The 24,422-nt window shown below is 54.7% G+C and carries 12 protein-coding genes and 1 tRNA gene; 1 reads left to right on the forward strand and 12 read right to left on the reverse strand.

The annotated features are described in order from the left end of the window. Positions 1–21: 21 nt before the first annotated feature. The 5 genes from RTX96_RS01015 to nac all read right to left on the reverse strand — a co-directional run bounded on the left by RTX96_RS01015 (position 22) and on the right by nac (position 6,253). A complete protein-coding gene (locus RTX96_RS01015; protein ID WP_312669866.1) occupies positions 22–717 on the reverse strand; it encodes a fimbria/pilus periplasmic chaperone in 696 nt (231 codons plus the stop codon). A 153-nt stretch (positions 718–870) separates the two neighbouring features. Further along, positions 871–3,426, reverse strand: coding sequence for a hypothetical protein (locus tag RTX96_RS01020; RefSeq protein WP_312669867.1), 2,556 nt, complete (start codon positions 3,424–3,426; stop codon positions 871–873). Positions 3,427–3,456: 30 nt separating this feature from the next. Beyond that, entirely contained in the window at positions 3,457–4,035 is a 579-nt protein-coding gene (locus tag RTX96_RS01025) for a hypothetical protein (protein ID WP_312669868.1), read from the reverse strand. Between the two features lie 249 nt (positions 4,036–4,284). After that, positions 4,285–5,235: an HTH-type transcriptional regulator Cbl gene (gene cbl / locus RTX96_RS01030; protein WP_312669869.1), complete on the reverse strand. Its 951-nt coding sequence runs from the start codon at positions 5,233–5,235 to the stop codon at positions 4,285–4,287. A gap of 100 nt (positions 5,236–5,335) precedes the next feature. After that, complete coding sequence (gene nac, locus RTX96_RS01035; protein ID WP_312669870.1) at positions 5,336–6,253, reverse strand: nitrogen assimilation transcriptional regulator NAC; 918 nt, start codon at positions 6,251–6,253, stop codon at positions 5,336–5,338. 331 nt (positions 6,254–6,584) lie between these two features. Here nac and RTX96_RS01040 point away from each other — a divergent pair. Next, positions 6,585–6,660, forward strand: a tRNA-Asn gene (locus tag RTX96_RS01040). A 38-nt stretch (positions 6,661–6,698) separates the two neighbouring features. Here the strand turns inward: RTX96_RS01040 and RTX96_RS01045 are convergent. The 7 genes from RTX96_RS01045 to RTX96_RS01075 all read right to left on the reverse strand — a co-directional run bounded on the left by RTX96_RS01045 (position 6,699) and on the right by RTX96_RS01075 (position 24,412). Beyond that, positions 6,699–11,099 carry a SpvB/TcaC N-terminal domain-containing protein gene (locus RTX96_RS01045; protein WP_312669871.1) on the reverse strand — a complete coding sequence of 1,467 codons (4,401 nt, stop codon included), beginning with the start codon at positions 11,097–11,099 and terminating at the stop codon, positions 6,699–6,701. Positions 11,100–11,148: 49 nt separating this feature from the next. Then, positions 11,149–15,753 (reverse strand): neuraminidase-like domain-containing protein, encoded by a 4,605-nt coding sequence (locus RTX96_RS01050; protein ID WP_312669872.1) that lies wholly within the window; start codon positions 15,751–15,753, stop codon positions 11,149–11,151. 71 nt (positions 15,754–15,824) lie between these two features. After that, complete coding sequence (locus RTX96_RS01055; RefSeq protein WP_312669873.1) at positions 15,825–20,243, reverse strand: Tc toxin subunit A; 4,419 nt, start codon at positions 20,241–20,243, stop codon at positions 15,825–15,827. A gap of 371 nt (positions 20,244–20,614) precedes the next feature. Then, positions 20,615–21,331, reverse strand: coding sequence for an ABC transporter ATP-binding protein (locus RTX96_RS01060; protein WP_103819193.1), 717 nt, complete (start codon positions 21,329–21,331; stop codon positions 20,615–20,617). Next, the gene (locus RTX96_RS01065; protein ID WP_312669874.1) at positions 21,328–22,203 is read right to left on the reverse strand and encodes an ATP-binding cassette domain-containing protein; all 876 of its coding nucleotides are present in this window, start codon (positions 22,201–22,203) and stop codon (positions 21,328–21,330) included. Before RTX96_RS01065 ends, RTX96_RS01060 begins: the two co-directional genes overlap by 4 nt. Further along, positions 22,200–23,486, reverse strand: a complete 1,287-nt coding sequence (livM, locus tag RTX96_RS01070; RefSeq protein ID WP_312669875.1) for a high-affinity branched-chain amino acid ABC transporter permease LivM — start codon at positions 23,484–23,486, stop codon at positions 22,200–22,202. Before livM ends, RTX96_RS01065 begins: the two co-directional genes overlap by 4 nt. An 11-nt stretch (positions 23,487–23,497) precedes the next feature. Further along, complete coding sequence (locus RTX96_RS01075) at positions 23,498–24,412, reverse strand: ABC transporter permease subunit (RefSeq protein WP_312669876.1); 915 nt, start codon at positions 24,410–24,412, stop codon at positions 23,498–23,500. Positions 24,413–24,422 lie beyond the last annotated feature (10 nt).

Genomic DNA, 24,422 nt, shown 5'->3' on the forward strand with positions numbered 1-24,422 from the left:
GTCTCCAGCTGTGAGATAATCTTAATAGCCTGAGCAATGGGTTTTGATTTTTTTAGATACAGGCGGGCTATGAAAGCCCGTATCTAATATTGCCTGCCAGCGAGCAAGGTTATGCTCAGCGGTGGGCAGCAGCGCTGATTGTTTTTCATAAGGCCCGAGCATCCGGACGCGGTTGACCTCCTGATTACCTACTTTAAAAGAGTAAAAAGCGATATAGTAAGGGGTTGGATTTTTTATAGTCAGCAGCATCCTGCACGCACTGACACCAATTTTTTTATAGGCGTTCGCTGCTCTGGAGAGCATATTAAGCGGCCGATAAAAAACCTTAATTCTGTTTATGACAGCGATAGAAAACGGCTCTGGAAGGTGTGAGTCCAATAATGTTGTGCCTTTAACGCTTAGCCAATAGAGACGCTCCCGTTTATCATCATGTCCACGATCGGGTATATGAATATTGAGTATCTTTTCGCTGTCTGGTTCAATGACCATCGTGGCCGGCGTAACTGTGATATCACGCCGGTCCGACTCTACCCATGATTTAACAGCAACGGCATTTTGGGTGTCGCTATTTTTTACAACCAGGCTCACATTCGGTATCCCTGATGGATAAACCAGCCGCGTTTGCTGCAACTGTATCGCTGCGTCGGCCAGGGAAAAATTAAGCAGCAAACAAATACCGACAAGCAATCTTTTATTTATCCTGAAAGATAGCGACATAAAAAAACCCCGCTTTACAAGTCCGGTAAAATACCGGAGCACGCTTTTTATTTCGTCGATAAATAAGAGGTCTCGCTCTGTAGAGCCGCAGGAATGGCGTTCATTGAGCCGCCATAGCTGCTATTACCCCAGGCGACAAGCGTGCTATCGTCTTTAATGGCGAAAGACCGAACCGCCTGCATAGACTCCCTTAACCCCGGATGCCAGCGAAGACGAGACAGCGGAGATATCTCCCCCCGCGGTAACGTCGCCCCAGGCGCTTACCGCACCATTTTTTCTCAGTACGGCGAAAGCCGTCGCCGTGGCGCTCACCGACACAATATCCGTAAGCTGGGCAATATCCGCTGGCAATGCGCCGCCGGCGGAGCTGTTACCCCATGCATAGACGCTGCCGTTATTTCGCAAGGCGCAGAAGGCATACTCGGTCCCCTGCACATGCACAACGTCACTCAGCATCGGGGCAGATGAAATGGCAGAGTCACCCCATACCACAACCGATCCGGTACTCTGCACACCACAAAAGCCGCTGTAGCAGCCATACACTTGTGCAATATTGCTGAGGCCAGCAATATCATCCGGGACCTCGCCGCCATAGGCGTTTTGCCCCCAGGCCACTACCGCACCGTTGCTTCGCCGAGCGCAGAATGCGGATGCGCTGGCGCTGATTTCGACGATGTCCGACAGATCCGCAATCGCCTGCGGTACGCTGCCACCGTAGTTTGCCCCACCCCAACCAAAGACCTGGCCGCGCGCGTTAAGTACTGCGCAGGCGTAGTCGTTACACTGGATCTGGACTACATCGCTCATGGTGGTAATAGCGGAAGGAATATCTAACTGCCCATAGGTATTATCTCCCCACACTTCGATATAGGGCGACTGCATATTGCGAGCGACAAACATCCCCGATGAGGCCACCACTAAATTCCAGCCGCTGCGGTTAGCAAGGGTAGAGGGCAGACTCCCTCCTTTGCTGGTATCTCCCCAGGCAAAAAGCTCGCCGCTCTGGTTGAGTGCCGCAAAGGCATGATGGGTTGCGCTGAGTTGGGTAACGCTACTGTTGAAGGTCGAGGTGGGTGAGAAACCGCCGGATGCGCTCTGCCCCCATGCAGAGACCATGCCGCTGTCGTTTCTGCCTGCAGCAGCCTGGGTATTGCCCAGGACATTGCTTTCGTTCAGGATCACTGACCCACCTGAGGGTGATGTCACGGTGAGCTTTTTCTGCGGTTCGGTATCAATAAAATAGCGGGTGTTCTGGTAAGTACTTTCGCCTTCATACTGCCAGTTGGCGTTAATTTCGGTCTGGCTATCCAGTGCAACGAGGCAACGCTTCTCAGAGTAGAGCCAGTTAGCGCCATAGCTGGAGCGTGCACCCATTACATTAAGCGATGCCTGGGCAGCGTCGCTGAGCGTGACCAGCCATCGGCCATCGGCCTGTAACACCGGGCTGCCAAAGATCCAGTCCTGAGGAAGATCGCTCCCCGGCGTCACTATGGGCATGCTGCCGTTGTAACTGACGGTAAGCGTTCCCTTTCCGGCAGCAATAAACTGCCCGCTGCTGTTCAGTGAGCCATAGCTTAACTGAATGGTTTGCGCGGCTCCGCTGGCCGGCACAATCGCCAATACTCCCTCGCGATAGGTATCAGCAAAGGTACTAAAGCTTAATGGGTAAGGCAGCGTCATGATAAACGCGCTGTCGCTGCTGCCGGTAGTTTGAGGCTGAATATCAATCTGGATATCACTATTATCCAGTGAGAGCAGCTCTGCCGGCAGCGTGCCTGCCCCGAATAGGCTGCTAAAATCGGGCGTGTCGCTGGTCAGGCGTAGCATCGTATAGTGGGTAAAACTGTAGGTGCTATCAATAGGATTAAACGCTGAGAACAGCAGTACCGGCATAGCGTTCAGCTTGACCGAGGCCCATATCCACCCCGATCCCGTATTGACAGAGAATAACTGATGAGGGGGAAGCGACTGGGCACTGCCCGCGTAGTTTACCTGACTGTAGATAATACCGCTGTCCATCGCCGGGCCGTTGCCCAACGCCACCAGCCAGCTGCCATCCGGCTGTAATACCGGTGTGCCAAAGGTCCAGCCGGAGGGAAATCCGCTAATATTGCTGAGGTAGACCTCTTCACCATCCCAGTTAAGGACCAGCGAGCCGCTGCCGGTCCATGCCACCTCGCCGTTAGCGGTATTGAAGATGCCATAGAGCGCAGTAACAAGCGTGCTGCTCCCCGCGGCGGTTCCTACAAAACCCAGCGCGCCTGGCATATCAGGCAGTGATAACGTAGTGAGCTGTGAGTCACTCTCCGGCAGAAGCCATGTTGCTGCCAGCGTATCCGGCTGATCGTCCGTAGTAGAGGCATCCGTCGCTAACCAGACCAGCGTGGCCAGATCGCTATCAACGCCCATAAATTCCAGCGAATACTGCGGAGAAGGAAATTCATTTTGTAAAAAGTTAATTGTATGGGTTGCCATCTCTTCAACATGATTGAAATAGCACTTCGTACTGAGACTGGTCTCAACGCTACTGCTAATCCAGGCGTATAAATTATCCGTACCAAGAATGGAAACCGATTTTTCTCGCCAGTCATTGTCTGACGTGGCGATAATATCCATTAATCCATGCGTAACTTGAATCGGCACGCCCGCTTCATTGGGTTCCGAATAAAAAACCAGGGTGCTGGTATCCGCTTTGATATTCTCTTTCATACTATTTTCCTAAAGGGTAAACACGCGCGTTTAGCGCAGACTCATTGCCGGTGGAAATGTGACAAAGGCGCAGCTGGAGATAACGGTCGATCCCGAGGCTTCAGGCAGGCTCAGCGTTACCGTCACGCTTTCGGCCACCGAATCCGTAAGATCGATACTGGCCGTGCCGTCGTCGTAAAGCTCAACGGTTGCTGTTTGCGGGAGCGCGGTTCCTACAAAACGTGCCGTATCAGAGTTTGTAATTTGAAAGCGCACGTAGCTGACGCCAGCGGTGAGATCGGTATTGAGATAGATACTGTTACGCATTGCACTATTCGCGGCGGCCCCCGTTGCAATGGCATAGCTGGTGAGGGCAACCGCGCCTGGCGTATAACTGTTAAAGGTTATGCTGCCGTAAGCGCTTTCTGCAGGTGCATTGGTAATATAGGCATCAACGGAGACCAGCCCCACTTCAAGGCTGAATACCTGAAGCTCAACGGTGCCGTTCGTGTCCAGGTTACCGCTCCAGGTTTTAAACCCATTGATATTAAAAATACCGGCACCGTCCAGAGAGACCGTAACCGGCGCGCCTGCCGGCCCCGACAGCATCACCGTATTCAGTGGTTTCATAGGCGCGCTGGTGTTAGCCCAGGCGGGTGCACCGGTAGTACAATCCATATAGAGCGACGCTGACGCCGCTATACTAGAATATAAGAGGGGGGAGTAAGAGGTTTTCATTATTTTCGCCCTTTTGCTTTAACAGGGCGAATATAATGATATCAGCCTATTTTAAGTGGGCTGATTAGGCAAAAATACCTGGCAATATTTAGTCAGTTGATAAAAATAAACACCCTCGCCGGATGCGACTCAATTATAAAGTTAAATTTGATAATCAAGAACAATCTCATCAGGCTCCATTACCTGACGCTTAATATCCTCTACGGAGAGGCCAGCATTGCACAGTTCAATAAAGCGCCAGACATAGTTACGCTGCAGCTGTCCGCGCTTCAGTCCCAACCAGACGGTATTGGCATCAAACAGGTGGCGAGTATCCAGACGGACAAGCGTTCCGACCTCTTGCTCACTGCCGGACTGTTCAGCCACAATGCCCACGCCCAGCCCCAGCTCAACGTAGGTTCTGATCACATCGGAATCCTGTGCGCTCAGCACGACGTCTGGGATCAATCCCTTACGTCCAAAGGCCTCATCGATACGGGAGCGACCGGTAATGCCCTGCCGATAGGTAATCAGCGGCCAGCGGCCGATCTCCTCCAGCGTGAGCGGCGAGGCGCTGGCGAGCGGATGATCCTGCGGAATTAGCAGGCTGTGATGCCAGCGGAACCACGGGAAGGCTACCAGCGCCGGATCGTTACTCAGACGTTCACTGGCAATACCGATATCCGCCCCGCCGTTATGTAGCAGGGACTCAATCTCCTGTGGCGTGCCCTGGATAAGCTCGAGCCGCACTTCGGGAAAGAGTGCGCGGAAGGATTTGATGACCGGCGGCAAGCTATAGCGCGCCTGGGTGTGGGTAGTCGCAACGGTTAACACGCCGGACGTATCATTGGTAAAGAGATCGGCGAGCCGGCGGACGTTGCTCGCCTCATTGAGGATCCGTTCAGCAATAACCAGCAGCGCTTTACCTGGCTCGGTCATGCCCAGCAGGCGTTTACCACGGCGGATGAAGATCTCAATACCCAGCTCCTCTTCCAGCTCGCGAATGTGGCGGCTGACGCCAGACTGCGACGTGTAGAGCATGTTGGCAACTTCTGTCAGGTTGTAATCCCGACGCGCCGCTTCCCGAATTATTTTAAGTTGCTGGAAATTCATCCTGCCCTCCAGAGCCATCAGACATGTCGCTATTGTTAAAGTCTGAGGCCCGGCAGGACAAATAATAAAAACCCGCATCTTATTCCTTTTGGGAATAACCCTAACCCACCAGCAGCAGTTCCCGATTCTCCAGCGTCGGACGACTGACCAGTGACATAAGGATATCTTTTACCGCCTGCGCCTGTGGGGAGAGCGCGCCGTGGGCTGAGGTATTCAGGGAGAGCGGGAGGCTCATTGACGGTGCCGTAATGCGTGCCATCCAGCCGTTTGCCGCACTGCATAGCGAGCGCGCGGCGGATTCAGGCAGCACCGTCACGCCCATACCGCTGGCAATGGCGGCGGTTAAGGTCGTGATGGATTCAATCTCACCAATAATTTTTGCCGTCAGCCGACGCAGGGAGAACGCTTCGTCAACCCGCAGGCGCACCGCGCTGTAATCACGGGGCAGGAATAGGTTCATCTCCGCGACGGCGGTGAGATCGACGCTCTGACCAGGACAATCCCGCGTGCCCACCAGATAGAGATCCTCTTTTAACAGCGGCTGGCTGGCGATACCGGACGCTGGCGCGCGCTCATACAGCACGGCCATATCAAGTTGGCCGCTGAGCAGCTTATCGTTAAGATCGGTGCCACTGTTTTCGTGCAGATAGACCATCACATCCGGCAGCTCATTGCGTACGGCCTGCAGCAGCGGCATGGTAATAGAAGACGCCGCTGTCCCCGGTGCCAGGCCAATCGCGACCTGACCGCGCAGGGTCTGGCCAACGTTGTTAACTGCCAGCTGGGCCTGTTCGCACTGGCGTAAAATTGTTCGCGCGTGGGTATAGAGGATCTTTCCGGCCTCGGTCGGCGTCACGCCGCGTTTGGTGCGAATTAACAGCTGCTGATCCATCTCGCCTTCAAGCGTGGCCACCTGCTGGCTCAGTGCGGGCTGGGCGATATGGAGTACTTCTGCGGCCTGGGTCAGGCTACCGATATCGACGATTTTTACGAAATACTTCAGCCGTCTTAAGTTCATTTTGCCTCCGGAACGAAACGCGTAGGTTGATGCATGCAAGTCTCTTGTCGGAGGAGTTGCAAGATGCTTGCCAGCTTTTAAAAAGTTGTTTTAATTTTACCTAACAGGCTGGATTATAAGCTTTTCTGATTACCTGCCTAAGACTATGCTCTGATAACGCCGTCGCCCCCTGCCCCATAAGAGGTAGAAATGCACCAGCGTGGTGCGCAACCATTGCTTTTGCTGATGAATACGCCAGATTGCTGCAAATCTCAGCAAACGAACACAAGAAGCGTATCCAGGCTTTGACAAGCGGATCTGCCGCCGCTACTATTCGCCTCGTTCACACGATTCCTCTGTAGTTCAGTCGGTAGAACGGCGGACTGTTAATCCGTATGTCACTGGTTCGAGTCCAGTCAGAGGAGCCAAATTTAAAGAAGCCCGCTTTTTAGCGGGCTTTTTGCTTTTATGCGTTCATATCCTCCGGTAATCCGGCGGTGTCGTTCTCATCCTCCGCCACCGTAAACCATGAATACCACGTATTACGCCGCAGATAGCCTTTCGCCGTTACCGTGCGGATATTACGACCCAGCGCATCGTAGTACAGCGTGTCGCTATAGCCCTGGGTCCGCATGGCCGCATCGGTCACATAGCGCCAGCTGTCGAGAAAATAAGGCTGATAGCTGCGTACCACCTGCCCCTTATTGTCATACTCAACCCGGCCAGAAATTGCCCAGCGGGGCGCGGCATCGATCTCTGTGGTATCCACCTCGCCATCCTCTTCCCTGTGCCAGGCTTTCCCGTCCGGCACCAGCAAGCACTGCTGGAGGGGTCGACCAAAGCCATCGCTGTAGGCAACCACAATAGCCGTCTGCTGGAGCAGCTGCGTGTCATCATCGGGATCGAGGGTATCCGGATAGTTATCCGCCGTCAGCACTGCACTCTGTACCGGAACACGGTCGCTCTCTGCCAACAGTTTTGCCAGAGGACGATGGCTGTTATCCTGCGCCCATCGGCGGCCTGCCGGACGGATATGGCCGTCGAAAGTAATAAATCGGTTATCCAGAAGCGAGGACCAGCCCCCCTCTTCTGCCGCATTCGCTTCACTCTCGGTTACCGTCCCCATCCAGCTGAACATATCAGTCACGCTGATCGTAGCCAGCTGCTGGAGATAGCCTGCCGCGGTCGCCATATCGATTGCCCCCTGCACGCTTAGCGCCGGATCGACGGGATAATCAGATACCATCCCGAATCCCACCTTTTCCCCGCCGTTTTCAGTCCCGTAGACGCTGCCGGTTCTGGCCTGACCCAGCGCATTCAGCTGTACCTCCTGAATATTGGCGTTGATATCGGTCGTCTGCCAGGGCGTCAGAAAACGGTAGTCATAGGCAGCAGAGGTGCTGTTCCGGCTGTCGCTCTGGCCGACTACGCAGAGCGCGTAGTCGTCATAGCGGTAGCTGACAGCGGCGACAAGCTTCGTTGACTGGTTGCTGCGCGGCAGATAGAACGGCAGATAGTCACCGTTCTCATCGGTGAAATAAGTAAAGCTATGCTCCGTTCCCCAGAGCGGATTGGCCGCATCGTCGGACATAGAGACGTAGCCAAGTTTGTCCCAGGCATAGTCTGCGGGGATCTCCACGCCGTCATAGGCTTTGAGCGCCGTACTGTCCAGTACGGCGGTGCGCTGGTGATCCACCAGGGCCAGCAGGTTCGGCGGCGTGGTGAGATAGATCACCTCGCTCTGCTCGCTCAGATAGCGCGTCTGGTTATCGCCTAATAATCCATTAGGATCGCTTAACGTCTCGTAACTGATGCCACCAGCGGGCACGCTATCATAAACCAGCTGATTGCCGCGGCGGGTATCCGGCAGCCCCAGCCGCCAGCCCTGCGGATCGGTAAGATGGATAACGGTCGCCAGGCTCTCCGTCAGCCGGAGCTTCTGCTGCTGCTCGTCGTAGGTGTTATCCCAGGCATCGACCGGCATATTGTTGGGATAAGGAGACAGCGGATGCTGCGCCCGGCGGGGATAGGCCACGCTCACCTGCTGCAACGGCGTGCCGTAGTCATCCCGCACAAGAGTAACCTGCTGGACAACGACGGGATCGTCCGCCCTCTGCTCATAGCCGTTGGCGATCTGTTCCAGGCCCAGCGGAAGCACAATCGGCATATCCCCTTTCTGGACCAGACGGACCTGCATACGCTGCTGGGTACAGGAGTACGGTGCAGCACTTCCGCCCGCCTCCCAGACCTCACTGCGCAGCTGCACGCCTTTTAATGCACGATAGAGCCACCAGCGCGTATCGTCGTCAGGCGCGTCCAGCACCGTATCCTGTCCATCCTGATATTGGGTAAATAGGGTCGGATTCAGGCTAAGGGCTTCGCTGTCTCCCTGCCACGGTTCACCGTAGAGGCGGGTCTCATCCGTCTCACGGCCACAGTGATACCAGGATTTGCTGAGCAGCGTGGCCGCAAGAGGCGTGTTATCCCCCACGGGCAGGGTATCGCTGTTGGTATCTTCTGTTTCGACGTAGCCAAAGCCGCGGAACTCACGCTCTCGCCCGTCATAGACGCCCTGCCGGTAGCAACAGTTCTTGCTGAGCTGGTTGCCTGTGATCTCGTCCAGCGTAATAGTTTTCACCAGCAGCTGCATGGCGAAAGGCAGCGCGGGTACCGCCTGTGGGTTTTCTGCTTTTTCATCCAGCCATGCCTGAGCCGAGCTACGGTAGCAGAGCGTATGGCGAGCACCGAGATTATTATTTACCCCTTTCAGCAGATAAGGTTTGCTGCTGTTAAAGGCGTAGCGCCAGTGGGTTGGTGTCATATAGGGGATGGAGAGCACCAGCTCTGCCATCCCGTTACCCTGCACATCGGCAACGGTAACCTGGCACAGGCGATCGTAGAATACATTTTCCGGCAGAAGGATCGGTTCCCCCACTACAAAACCGTTTCCGCCCTGGTTGCGCCAAATCTGTACCCGGTCATGCTGCATAGAGATAATATCCGGTGCGCCCGAGCCGTCGGTATCCGCCAGCAGCACATCCTCTGGATTAAAGGTGTTCTCATTGAGGCCATCAATAGCTGGCAGCGGCAGGCTCACCGGTGAACCAAACCGACCGTGGCCAAGATTAGGCCAGCAGGTGACCTCGTTATAGCGGATACGGCAGAGGTGCGACTGGCCGGATCCCAGCATATCGGCAAACACCACCAGCTCGCGGGCGTTGCGTCCTGGGATCGGCAATGTAATATCTTCCGCTTGCGCCACGTTGAGGCCGACGCTGAACCTCTCCCCCTCGTTGGCATAAAAGCGTACCGATGAGGGTCCTATCAATGCAAGGTCGGCCAGGCCGCTGCCGACCAGAGAAGCAAACTGCGCCTGAGGATGGAAAAACTCCGTGGGCAGCGCGCTAAACGGGGTAAACCCGCTCCAGCTCTTGTCTGGTTTCTGGGTAAAGAAGCCCGCCATGCCCGGCTGGGCGACAATCCAGTCCAGCTGGCCGTCGCCGTTGATATCCATCAGCCGGGCAGCATCGCTTTGCATCGCCGGTACGCTGGGCAGCACCTGCCAGTCGGCCCAGGAGACGCTGTCCCCGCCCTCCTCCCCACGCTGCGGTGCGCTGTAGCGCCACGCGTTGCCCGCGCGGCAAAGCACCCCTGGCAGCCCTTCACCATAGAGATCCACCAGCGAGTAAGGTCCGCTCACCAGCCCCGGCAGCGCGGGTAGCTGCTGCCAGCCTGCGCTAGTTTCACTGTCGGGCTGGCTGTATTGCAGCTCCAGCGGCGGCAGCGACTGCACGTATCCGTTTGCTTCATAAGCCAGCGTCTGGGCGCTGGTTAGCTGGGTCAGCGCCGGGTTTTCGTCATACTCCAGCAGCAGGCGGGAAACCAGCGTATTTTGATCCCCCAACGCGTCCGGAAAATGGTGGAACATCAGCACCTGGCGGCAGAGACGGTGCACGCGGATCTCAAACCCGTAGTCGTAGCGGGAGTAAGGATCCTGACGGGCTGGCCATGTTTCAGAGGCGGTAAACGACGGCGGCGTTTCTGGAGCGACCCCGCGCTCGCCATAGTCAAATATCAAGGTAAAGAGCCAGTCGGCTGGGGGGATATCGCTGCTCCAGAGATAGAGATCGGTAGCGGGATCGACATTGCCATACTGCACCTGGCTCAGGTAGCGCATCGCGCTGGTGCTGCGGTCACTGGAATTAACGCCATCACCGTTTTCCGCGAGGTATGCGTAGTAAACGTGCTCCCCCGTTGGGCTAACCGACTCCTCCAGCAGCCACTGCGCGGTATGCGAGGCGTTCTGCGGATCGCTGATGCGTGCTGACGTTGTTTTCCCCAGCAGATGCAGCGTACCGTCGCTGCCATGCAGCAGCCAGAAGTCGTCATCGCTGTGATCGCCGTGCCAGTGCTCCAGGCGATTGAATGCTCCCTCAATACGCGGCTGGTAGCGGGTGACCGAGTAGGGTTGTGAAAATTTAAGGGCACCATAGGCGGAACAGGTTGTCGGATTGGGTTCGCTGGCGGTACTGGCCGTTTTGACCAGCACTTCGCCATCCGGCCCTAAAAATTGGTCAGCGTCGCTATACTGCGGCACGCCGTGACTGGTGCGGCGGGCGATACGCAGGCTTTCGCAGAACCAGCCCACGCCAAACACGCTGTTGCCGCCCCCGCTGCTGTAGCTGAGCGATAGCCCTGGGGCAAAACCCCGTCCACGGGTAATGGGCAGCGGTAGCGCCATGCTGGCCAGCCCCGTGGGGCCTGCCTGGCCCAGCGACTCCCCCATTCCGGTCAGCGCGCCGCCGCCTTTCGGTAGCGAAGGTGGCGTGACGGAAACCGCTGAAGAAAACACATTTTGTTGTTGCATAAATAATCTCCTGAAACGGACCGCCAGCAGACGGCCCGCATGATGTCTCTTACAACGTTCCGCTAACCGCCTGCTCAAAGGTGCTGCCGCCATACACCGCGGTGTAGTGCACCTGGATAATGACGTCATTCAGAGATTGCAGCAGCGCCTGTTGCTCGGCTGAAGTGGCATTTGGGAAGCTGATCTGCCAGTCGGATATGGCCCCCGTTCCCTCAAATGGCAGGTAGCGCTCATCCCCGAAGTTCAGCATGAACATTCCGCTATCGTTCATCCCCTGTGACACCGCAATCTGCTGGCTGGCCCGCAGGTTAGTGACGATGTTGCTGGCGCTGCCTTTCGTGCTGTCGTTGAGGTAGTTCACACCGTCAATATCCGCTTTCAACAACGTACGGCTGCCGGACTGGGTCAGCGTCATCCGCACATCCTGATACGGCCCTACCAGTGCGGGCAGTGAGACGGTGACAAACTTAATTTGCCGCAGGTAGTGGCCCGGGTAGTCGTTATCGAACAGTGACTCTTTGAGTGAGAACGTCGTGGTACCGTCCGTTACCAGGCTGGTAAAGGCATCGCTGTCGAGCTGCTTCAGAGAGATCGTTTTGGTCAGCTCCATGCGGCGCGCGTTACGCGACAGCCAGGCGGACTCCAACTGCTGAAGATTAAGCGCCAGCGTCTCGCCGACCAGCAGACCGTGGTAGCTGTCGTTCCATGCGCCAGTCTGGATAAAGGTAGAGGTCATATCCCCCATCTCATATTGCCAGCAGGCCTGAGCACTCAGGCAGAGAGAGAGCACTGCATCATAGGCCTGGTAGTAAAGCGCCGACAGCTGCCCGGTCAGCCAGTTATAGAGCGAGGACTGGGTAAAGCGGGTCGTCAGGAAGCTCAGAGTAGACTTCAAATTATTCTGCTGCGCCTGGGCCAGCTGCAGCGAGGTCACCGCACCCTGTCGGCGCACTGCCAGCGCATCAAGCTGGGCATTGAGTGTGTTGATCTCCGACTGCGCCTGCTGGTACTGGATCTGCCACTCTTCACTGCGGCGGCGATAGCTCTCGGAGATCTCCGTCTGCTGAGCGGCGAGGCCGGTGATCTCCCCGGTCAGCTGCAATACGATCCCGGCAGCCAGCGTCGGAGCACCTATATCTTCGCCACCGTCCGCCAGACCGAAGATATTGGGGATAGTACGCATTGCCATACCAGCAGTAAGCAGCGGCGAGGCGGCGGTCATCGAAGCGGATGCGCTGTCGCGCAGTACCATTGCGCTGGTCTCCCCTGCAGAGACACCGTTAGTGTAGAGGCCGAAGTAGTGATCGTAGCGCTGCTGAGCCATGCTGCGGCTGGCCTCCAGCACGGTTTTATCCTGATCCAGGGCATCAATGGCGTTCTGGCCGAGCGTCAGGGTGTAGGCCGAGATATCCAGCGCCAGCTGGGCATCCAGCTCCTGCAGCCCGGTCCCGTCCTTACGCTCGTAGTAGCTGAGCAGAGTCTGGCCGAACTGGCTCAGCGTCGAGACGGCGGCCCGGGCGCTCTGCAGCATGGTGGTAAACCGGTATGGCGGAACGGTGACCGTCATGCCTGAGGAGGTGCCGATCAGGGATCCGCCCTGCACGCTCTGCGCCATCAGCACCGTCGGGTTAACTGGCGGGGCATAGAGCGGAACCGTCATTGGCAGGCCATCGATGGTGAGCTGGTGGCGCAGGTTGTAGAGGCGGGAGTCCAGCGTGTTCCAGTAGCCCAGCAGCTGACTGTTAACCGGCGCCATAAAGCTGTCGCTGATGGCCACGTCTGCCGCCACGCTAAGCTTTCCCGGGAAGGCAGGCAGCGGCGTAACCTGCTGCTCATAGTTCAGCAGCGCTACGTTGTTCTGTGTGGTATCCGCCAGCTCGGCCAGGGTCTCCGGTGCCCAGTGGTTAACAATAACGGTGTCGGGACGGATACCAAGCAGGTCCTTTACCTGGCCGTATTGTAACCGGGCGAGGCTCAGACCGTCGTTGGTCAGCAGACGGTAGCTGGCATCGGCGGCCGCCATCAGAGTACTGACGTAGGCCATAAACACCGCTTTTCGATAGTGGACGGGATAAGCGGAAGCCAGCGCATCAGGATCGGTGGTGAGCCAGACCGCGCTGCTCTTCAGGGAAGTTGAGGCGTTCTCCACCAGCGGACGTACGCTCCAGTAGTCGGGTTCGGGGTATTGCTGGCGAATATCACTGCTGTTATCGCGCCCGCGGGCGGCAGGGTCGAAGATGTAGTTGTACCAGCCTAATGCGTCGCTGTACTCCTCCTCCTGGCTCAGACGCCACGCCACCAGGTACGGCATATAGAAGAACAGCTCCCAGAAGTAGATGCCGTTCGCACCGCTGAAGTCCATGGGGACAGCGGTGTCGTCCGTCATACCAGGTTCAAGAGTCAGCTGAGTGTTCCAGTTCAGCAGGGCCTGCATACTGGCGCTGGCCTTGTTAATAAGTTCCTTAGCAAAAAGAGTATTAAGGCGAACAGGATTAATTGTCACAGCATCCTGAAATTTATTGCCGTTGAAATTGATATAGATTGCTGCACCTAGTCCGGTATCCGTAGAGGTGGAAATGTAAGGCGTTACAGGAACATCTGAGGACTGCTGAATATCGATTTTATACTCCTGGTGAATCGTATGATTTGCAGCATCGGTATAGCCGAATGAAATATAGTGAACAATAGAGCCTGAGTCGATCTCATCAGAGCTAAAATCAGAAATGGTAAATGACCATGAGCTACTGTTATCAGCAAAATAATTCGTCTGGCTATCGCTTATGAGATTAGTGCCTACACCCCAACTATTAGCGCTGGATGATTCAAACACTTTAAAGGTCCATGGGGTAGTATTTGTGGTGGCTTTGCTTAAATCAAGATTCTGAGTTAAAACAAAACCGTGTTGAAGATTATTATCTGATACGTAGTTTAGACTAAAATACACTGACCCAGTCGAAGGATATACACCATTAAAATACACATCTTCAATTGTAGAATTTTCATCAACCTCTATGGTATACTCTTCGTCGAACTCAATTTTGTCGATAACATACTCAGGAGAACCAGGCTGATAATGTAATAACATAGCACCAGGAATATAGAAACCAGATATACTATAGACGCTAAAGTTCGTGAGCGTTAGATTAATATTTTTAAAAATTAATTGCGCCGGAATCATATCAAAACTAATTTTCCCTGCAATATCTTGATCAAGGAAAAGCTCGTTATATAAAGTAATATCTTTATATGAGTAAGTAGTAAAGTCACTTGAATTGAAAGATTTAGGAATTGTTACGTTGACTGACAGCGACTTCTCCCCACTGGACGTTAAGGTGAAATTGGATGATGACAAGGTTGGAAACTGAGATGTCCCACCAAAATCATCATGACCATTGTCTGTTAATAGAGTTACTTTTTTAATGCCGTAAAGCCCAAAACTAAAGTTTGACTGGACGCGTAATTGAGATTCCTTTGTTTTGTCCTCGCCCGATTTCGTCATATAGTAATATTGATAATTTGCCAAGGGCGTCGCAGAACTTGCGTCAGTTTTGGACTGAACCTGCGTGATATTAAACCAATAATCAATATTGAGGGTAAAATCACTATACCCTTCTGTTGAGGCTTGTTTAGCAGACTCATCTGCAACATATAAAGAAAGAGTCAGGTTCTCGTTTGACTCATCATACATACAGATTGTACATAACTTTGAATCAGCATTAAAAAGATCGGCATAATAAAATTCTACCGTATCATCAGCAACGATGCTTTGATTATTGATACTCATCAATGCATAAGGTGATGACCAGTTATTGCTGAAATCACAGTATGAAGAGTAGGCAGTGATAGCATCATAGGTTTTGCTATCTTCCCCTTGACCTACGGTTCCAGCTTTTACCTTTTCAAACCACAACAGGTAAAGACGGTTATTAAAATAGGTTAATCTTGGGATGCCTTGTACCGCATCCTCGTTAATAGCGGTATTCATCGGATACCATTCGGACCACGCATCGGTCGAGACGACATTATCCACGTTTTTGCTCATATCGAACGAACGCCAGTAGTACTGCACCGGCGAGGTAGTCGATTTACCCAAGAAGTAATAAACACCATTTGTCTGGTCCGTACTGTCCAGATACCCACTCACAATCGTCAGGTTTGCCACCTGCTCGAACTTGTTCAGGTAGTTCATCACCGCCTGCTGCGCCGTGTCGCTGTTGATGGTGTTCTGGTTCAGATCGGTGATCAGGTCTTTAAAATAGGCGGTCTGGCTCTGGCGCAGGGTTGGATCAATGTAGTTCTCCGGGTAGGTGTCCAGCTCCACCTCGCCGGCCCAGATATCGTACTGGCTCAGTCCCTCTTTCCAGTTAGTGATATTGTCCTGATCCAGATATTGAGTCTGGTAGCCCGGCTCCATGTTCATGGTGATGCCGTTAATGTACTGCTGAATACTCGACATCGCCTGCGCTACACGGGAGGTGGGCACTGCGTTGCTGACCAGCGGATCGATCAGCAGATATTCATAGACGTCTTCCGGCGTCTGAACCAGATTGACCAGATCGTCGTTGCCGCTGGCAGGAATATACTGCCCCAGATAGTAGGACAGCAGAGCGTTACGCTGACGTTCATTCAGAGATGCCGCTATATCAATGCTCATAATGTATCAACCTTTAAATTGAGGAATAAGCGCGGCACAGCGTTACTGTGCCGCATTTAAAAAGATCGGAATTACTGCTGTCCGCTCTGGGCTGCGACCAGCGACTCGCCTGCCGACTGCCAGGCGTCCCAGGTATCGCTTACGCCGCCCGGCGCAAGCTCTCCCGTCGCCAGCAGCGGCGTCACCGACAGCCCTGTCTGTGCCGAAAGCTGCTGCAGGCGCATCACGTAGTCCACATCGGTAATGGTCTTCGCCAGACTGCCGGGTAGCGACGCCGTGGCATCCGCCACCTCGCTGCTCTCCCAGTCCAGCAGCAGCGCCAGCGCCTCAGCGGCCTTTGCCGCATCCGGCGCCGTGACACCGTTGACCCAGCTGAGGTACGCCAGCACCCGATCCTCGTCTCCCGCCACCTTCAGCCAGTCGCCGTAGCGGCTGAACCGGTAGAGCAGGGTCAGTGAAAGCGTGGTGTCGCTCACCCCGAACCACTGGGGATGGGCAAGGAACAGGCTCAGGGTGGCCGGGGTCAGGCTAAAGGCAAGGCTGATGCCCGCCCGCTGACCGAGGGCAAAGAGGCGGGTGAGATAAGCCGCAGGCACCTGGGAAGGGTCGGTGAGCGCTGCGCCGCTGTTCAGGGTCAGCGAGTCAGAGAGAAGCCGGTATTCGCTGTCACCGGCCCACTGAAGCAGGAAGGGCGACAGGGACTGGCTGGTGCTGAATAGCTGCGCCAGCGCACTGTCGGCAATGCCATTTTGTGTAAGGCGGGCCTGGTTAATGATGCCGGAGAGGCTGCTGATAGCCTGCTCACGGTCGGCGTCCGAGGCAAAGGTGATACCGGCGTGGGTGATGTCCGCCTCCACCATCGCCGCGATGGTGCTGTCATCCGTCGCGGCCACCTGCACCAGACCATTGCCGTCTATCAGGTCCGGGAACAGTGACAGCCAGCCGCTGGCCGTTGAACCGGCAGGCAGCGGAACGGCCGCAAAGCTCTCTTCACGCAGCAGCGCCGCGGGCAGCTGCTGTTTGATGCCGTTGACAAAGTTCACCGTGGCGGCCGTCGCCACCAGCGCGTCCATATCAGGCTGCAGCACCAATTTCCATATACAGTTTGCTGAAAAACCTGATATATCTGTTTCAGCAATAGGTGTTCCTGAAGTGGCAAGAGCATTAATATCATCAGCAGTTAATACCCCATCAAATACAGAAATATCGTCATAGATGAAATTGGGAACATCTTCTTTAGCCTCGCTATGATGTTTTAAATCCCCGCAAACATTAAAGGCCCACGTGAAGCCTGCCGCGGTTGTAATAGCATTCAGCCTTGAACCATCTAGCAGAAAAGTATTATAATCATGGCCATCATATATATACCAAACCGCCTGTTTATTTGTAGCATCCCAAGTTAAGGCAATGTAATGCCAGCTATTAAGGCCTAATATATAGCCTTTCCAGCCGGAACTAACTGAATTTCCATTATCATCCACTAAATAGGCAATTACAGCATCTGAATCACTAGCATCACTCCCCTGGTAACAGCTTAGAGAATGACCTGAGGAACAAGAAGGAACATTTGCATCGCCACTATTTGAGGCCACCGGATCTCGTCTTGTATCATAATGAAGTCGATTCACCCAGAACCCCAATGTAAATGACTTATCGCCTTTCATCGCCTGTGCAATTTTTCCATAAGGGTGAAAATAGATATAGCTGTTATCAGAAGTACGCGTTTGTATGCCTTGCCCAAACTTACCGTTTACTAATGACGTATTTGAAAATTCTAAATCTGTGGAAGCAGGCACAGCGGTTTCCGACTGCAACGTCAGCCAGTTTTTTACCCACGACAGCTTGTGGTCGGCCGCCCACTCTGCTGCCGCGTCCAGGGCCATCAGCAGGTCAAGGACATCCCCGCCCGCAGGCTGACCATCGGTGAGCGCTGCCAGCTGCGGCACACCCGCCAGCGCGGCCCAGGCCGTATCATCCTCGCCCGCCAGGCTCAGCAGAGCCGCGCCGTCGGCAAAGGACAGCCCCAGCCAGCGCGGCACCATCACCAGCCGGTAGAAGGCCGACACTACCGGAAGCGTCAGCGGGAAGGTTTTGTCGGTTTTACTGCCCTGCTCTGCCGCTACCTTGTCTGCCAGCACCCGGAACTGCGCCTGGGTGATGCCCAGTCCGGCGCACATCTGCCGCACCGTGCGGGCGCTGTCGCCGGTTACTGCTGCGTAATTAACGGTTTCACCGGTGATGGCGAACGGCTCGTCAAACAGCGACGGGGAGTTGAACACCTGGTCGAAAAACGGCACCGCAGGCGAAATGGCGTACGGAGTAATCTGGTCCAGCAAGGCAGCAAACTCAAAGGCATTTACGCCGTATGTCTGCTGCCAGTGGCGGAAGACGCCCAGCGCACGCAGGGTGTGTGCGTTAAGGGAGAAGTCAGTATTATCTGTGCCCTGAGCGCGGATGCAGGCGCTGAGCAGCAGGTCGGTCTCCTCATAGCTCAGGTCCAGCCAGCGCTGCAGGCGCACCATCCGGTTGATGCGGTCCATGCGGGCATCGGAGAGGTTATTAAAAAAAATAGTAGATTCAGAAAAGAAGGGATAAAATTTAAGCATATCAGTGCGCCCACCAGCGGGGAGCGTCGATGCAGAAATTGCCGACATCTCATCGGTTGTGAGTGCAAAATCCCACACAGCCACTTCCTGAATGTCAATCGTGGCACTTCGACCAAATCGCTGATAATAATCTTCACCACTATCATTATTAAAATACCATTTATTTACAGCAGGCATACCTTCAGTCAAGGAAGATAAATCAATGGTGGCCGACTTTACATCCTTATCTATGCCAGACGTTCGTTTACAAATAATCAATTGGTTATTTTGCCAATCGACAGAGAATATAAAATAATTCCATTCATTATAAGCATAAGCTATTTGAACGTTTTTATAGTTACCTTTCTCATCGGTTACGTTTAAGTCAAACTTTCCTGACATCCCTAGAATAGAGAAACCGAAATCTTTTGAGCGATCACCGTTAGATATTTTTGTGTTACCGCTAATCATCACATCACCAGACGGGGTGCTATTTATATTCACCCAAAAACCCATCGAGAAATTAGACTTATTATTACCGACAGTTGTAAAATCATCGTATATTGTTATGTATTGGTTTTCGCTGCTTTTCAGGGAGACTGCACTCCTTTTTATTGCATCACAAATAAAAGAGGGTTCTCCAGACAGAACATAATCTATACTTGATGATATTAACTCAAGAGAGCTAGCGCTGTTTTTATTAATAAATGAAGCGCCATAATCATAACTGTTAACGCTTTGATAAATATTATTTGCGCTGGTTATATTTGGTGAGATAACTACGCTGCTGCTGCCTTCGCCGTTCCCCGCTACCAGCTCCTCCACCTGCGGCACGGTCATACCCAGCTGATAGGTAAAAGTATGGAGATCTATAAAAGGCGTATAGTCTGCCGTGGCCAGTCCGAGATTGGTTTTATAGAAACTCGTCATGTCAACGACATCACTGTTATCGGGTTCGCTTACCAGCGTCTGCTGCTCCGGCGCCAGCCCGCTTGCCAGCCCGGTGCTGTTACCGCTGCGCGCTCCACGCCATGAACCGTTGAGAAACCACGGCCAGTCGGTGCTGGTCTGCCCGATAATCTCCTCCAGCGGCACGCCGGCATTAAGCAGCGCAAGCTCCACCTGGTCATGCGGAAAATGATACGGCAAAAGCGTCGGATAACGGGTTTCCGCCAGGATCTCGTCCACGCTCTGATCTGCAGGCAGAACGGTGGCGATACCCTCCTCCAGTATTTCGTTCACCAGCTGCAGCGCCGGAACAACCTGGTTAACGGCGTCGTTATCCACCGTCAGGGTGGCCAGGTCCGGACGCCGCTCGGCCAGGGTAATGACCTGGTCCGCTGTACTGCTGGCCTGAATTGCCTCTTCAAACCTTAGTGCCTGCTGATAGAGCCAGGTCAGGTAGCTGACCGGGGAATCGGCAGCTTCCGTTGCGCCGGGCTGGCAGTAGTTCTGCCAGTTCTCAGCAAACTGGTTCTGCCAGGTCGGACCATCCTGAACAAGCCCCTGAATATTATCTGATGACGCACTGCTTACCGCCCGTTGGCCGCTGAGCCTCTGTGGTAACCCCAGGCGGATCTGCTGGGTTAGCTGGTTTTCCCGAAACAGGCGGCGAATATGCTGGGCCTGCCCTACGGCCAGATCCCATGCTTTGCCGCCACGCAGGCCAAGCCACGACATATTGTCGGCGATAAACTGTTTCCGTGACGTACGAGCAATGTCGAAGACAGAGCGGTAGTTTTTATTTGCAAAGCTGCCGGCAGTGACCTGAAGAGCAGTTTCCACCTGCTGAAGGGCAGGGCTGGATAAAAGAGTCATATTATTTAGCTCCAGTAAGTGTTCTCTGGTTAGGTTGGTGAGAAAATAATTTCTACCAGACAAGTTTATTCCCTGGCGATAAATCATTTTCCGCCCTGGGTTTTTAATATAAAATAGATAACACCCTTTTCACATTAAATACAAAACGGCGCGACAACCTAAGGAGATATTTTCATGTTAATACAATAAAAACATACAGTTACAATGTTATCTATTTTTAGCCATCGAAGCCTAATAATAGGTTTGCATGAATTAAGATTATCCTTAAGTAAAAAAAGTAATGAGCGATACAATAAACAAAGATTACATGCCTCCGTTTCTAAAATGCACGTTGCTGCATTGATTTTCATGCTGGGCATTGTTATTCGTTAACATATTTTAAGTTATCAATTATATTTAATAATTAGCATTTAATTTTATATGACGGGTATTTATTGAGGCAGGTAAAGGGATGCGGATTAGGCTCCACCAAGATAGGCTTTACGGACGTCGGGGTCGGCCAGCAGCTGCGCGCCGCTACCGCTAAGACGGATCTCACCGTTGACCATCACATAAGCGCGGTCGGAAAGTTTCAGGGCATGATTGGCATTCTGCTCCACCAGGAACAGCGTCATTCCCTCCTGCGTCAACTCACGCAGGATCTGGAAAATTTGCTTCACCACCAGCGGGGCGAGGCCCAGGCTGGGTTCATCCAGCAATAGCAGCCGGGGGCGACTCATCAGTGCCCGGGCAATAGCCAGCATCTGCTGCTCGCCGCCGGAAAGGGTCATCGCCCGCTGGCTGCGTCGCTCTTCCAGCAGGGGGAAAATTTGGTACATCCGCGCCTTGTCCTCTTTCTGGTAGCGGTCGCCGATGGGGATGGTGCCCATCAGCAGATTCTCCTCCACCGTCATGTCAGGAAAGATGCGTCGCCCTTCCGGAGCCTGGGCGATGCCGTTGCTGGCGATAAAGTGGGTAGACTTACGGCTAATATCCTCCCCGCGATAGCGTATCTCTCCGCTGGCAATGCGCGGCTGACCAAAAACCGACATCAGCAGCGTCGACTTGCCCGCGCCGTTGGCACCGATCAGCGAGACGGTTTCGCCCTCGTTTACCGTCAAAGAGACGTTCTTGAGAGCCTGAATCGGACCATAAAAGACGTCGACCCGGTGAAACTCAAGCAGCGGCTGGCTCATCGATCCATCGCCTCCTCGTCGGTCCCAAGATAGGCAGCAATGACGCTGGCATTGGCCTGGATCGCCTTTGGCGTGCCGCGCGCGATAACGTTGCCGTGATCGAGGACGATCACCCAGTCGGCAATCGACATCACCATCCCCATGTCATGCTCGATCAGCAGCACCGTTACGCCATGATGCTCGCGTAGAGTACGCACGATCCGGCTCAGGGCGTGGGTCTCTACGGGGTTCAGCCCGGCGGCGGGCTCATCCAGGCAGATCATCTCCGGCCCGGTGCACATCGCACGAGCGATCTCCAGTCGACGCTGTTGGCCATAGGAGAGTGTCCCGGCCAGCCGGTTGGCGCACTCCACCATCTCTACAACCTCCAGCCAGTAGAACGCCCGGTCCAAAGCCTGACTCTCCGCCCGACGATAGCCGGGGGTATTGAGGATCCCAGCGATAAGGTTGCGGTTGGCCTGCATGTGCTGGGCCACCAGTAGGTTCTCCACCACCGACATCTCGCGAAACAGGCGGATATTCTGAAAGGTGCGCGCCAGTCCGGCGCGGTTAACCAGATGGGTGCCACCAAACATCTTGTAGCCAATCCGGGACATTAACCGGCGCGGATGGAGAAAATCACCTGCCCGCAGCGTCTGACCCAGCACCTGCACGATGTCGGTGGTGCGCGACCGCGTCTCCAGCAGGATCGATCCGCCGGAAGCCTGGTAAAAGCCGGTCAGACAGTTGAATACCGTGGTTTTCCCCGCGCCGTTAGGGCCGATAAGCGCAGTGATCGACCCCCGCTCCACCTCCAGGCTAACGTCGTTGAGGGCTTTAATCCCGCCGAAGTGCATCATCAGGTTTTCCACGCGTAGGATAGCGTCGCTCATGGCGCTACGCCTTTACGCACGGCAAATCCGGTCCGGCTGGTACGTACCAGCCCACGCGGTCGCCAGATCATCATCAGCACCATCAGCATGCCAAACAGCAGCACGCGATACTCGGCGAAATCCCGTAGCAGTTCCGGAGCGACGGTGAGAATAAACGCCGCCAGCACCACGCCGAGCGTCGATCCCATTCCGCCCAGCACCACGATGGCAAGAATGAGCGCCGACTCAAAAAAGGTAAACGAGGTGGGATTGACAAACCCCTGGTAGGTAGCGAAGAAGACACCGGCAATCCCGGCGGTGGAGGCGCCGAGCATAAACGCCGACAGCTTGACCAGGACGTGGTTTAAGCCCAGCGAGCGACAGGCGACTTCATCTTCCCGCAGCGCCTCCCACGCCCGGCCAATGGGCATAGTGGTCAGCCGGTGTTTGATAAACAGCACTAATACCACGACCAAAACCAGCACCGCGTAGATAAAGATAAACTTAAGATTGGGGTTGTAGGTAATGCCAAAAAATTCATGAAAGGGGACGCCGCCGTCCCGCGCCCGACGGCTAAACTCGAGTCCTAAAAAGGTTGGCGCGGGCGCGGAGATGCCGTTTGGTCCGCCGGTAAAGCTCAACCAGTTGTTCAGCACCAGCCGGATGATCTCCCCGAAGCCGAGAGTAACAATCGCCAGGTAGTCGCCATGCATCCGCAACACCGGAAAACCCAACAGCGCCCCGGCCAGCGCGGCAATAATTGCCCCCAGGGGCAGCATTACCCAGAAGCCCAGGCCGAGGTATTGATACCCCAGCGCCAGACCGTAGGCACCAATGGCGTAAAACGCGACGTAGCCGAGGTCCAGCAGTCCCGCCAGGCCCACTACAATGTTGAGACCCAGCCCGAGCAGAACGTAGATTAATCCGAGGATTGCCACGGTCAGGAGATATTTGCTGGCGACAAAGGGAAACAGCATCGCCAGTACCAGCAGCAGCGGACCAACCCAGCGCAAGTGGGAGATATGATCCGGCGAGCGGACAAACACCCCGTCGTTAGCGCTCTCAAAGCGGCGGGTAAACTGTCGCCCGCGCGCCGTTTGCAGCGCCAGGCTCAGCAAAAAACGTCCGACCATGACAATAGCCACCAGTACCGCGACGCGTCCCGGAGCCAGATTAAAGCTGTAGCCTTTAAGCACCACGCCGACAATCGGTCCGAAGACCACCAGCGCGCACAGCCCGGCAAGAAAGGTATCCCGCAGACACTGTTTTAGATCCAGCCGGGGCTTTAATGGCTCATCCGTCATGGTCGCGCTCCTCATACTTTCGCCACCACAGGGCGGCCCAGCAGCCCCTGCGGGCGAAAAATCAGGATGGCAACCAGCAGCGCAAAGGAGAAAACATCTTTATAGTCGGAGTTGACCAGTCCGGCGAACTGCGCTTCGGCGATGCCCAGCAGCAGGCCGCCCAGCATCGCGCCGGGCAGCGAACCTATCCCACCCAGCACGGCGGCGGTAAAGGCTTTTACGCCAATGATAAAGCCAATATAGAAATCAAAGGTGCCGTAGTTCATGGTCACCAGCACCCCTGCCAGCCCCGCCATCGCCGCCCCCATCACAAACACCAGCGAGATAACCCGATCGGTGTTGATGCCGAGGATCGACGCCATCCGCCGATCCTGCTGCGTAGCGCGGCAGATGCGCCCCAAACAGGTAAATTGGATCACCCAGGTTAGCAGCAGCATTCCCGCCAGCGCCGCCAGCACAATGAAAATCTTTGTCCAGGTGATCTGCACAATGCCGTCGCCAACGTCCACGCGCAGCACGCCGCTCAGCAGGGTTGGGATCCCCTGCTGGTTTGGTCCCTGGCTGATCTGGACGTAGTTTTGCAGGATCAGCGACATGCCGATTGCCGAGATCAGCGGTGCGAGACGCGTGGAGTTACGCAGCGGTCGATAGGCGATACGCTCGATAGTCCAGCCGTAGACGCCGGTGATCACCACGGTGAAGATCAGCGTGCCAAAGATCAGCAGCGGGAAGGAGTGCAGGCCAAACCACGACAGCAGACCGAGGCCGATGGCGCAGAGATAGGCCGAGATCATATAGACCTCGCCGTGGGCAAAGTTGATCATACCGATGATGCCATACACCATCGTGTAGCCGATAGCGATCAGGCCATACACCGCGCCCAGCGTCAGGCCGTTGATAAGCTGCTGCAAGAAGAATGCATCCATAGTGAACGCC

It is taken from the genome of Pseudescherichia sp. (genome assembly GCF_032052675.1).
In the GTDB taxonomy this organism is placed as follows: domain Bacteria; phylum Pseudomonadota; class Gammaproteobacteria; order Enterobacterales; family Enterobacteriaceae; genus Pseudescherichia.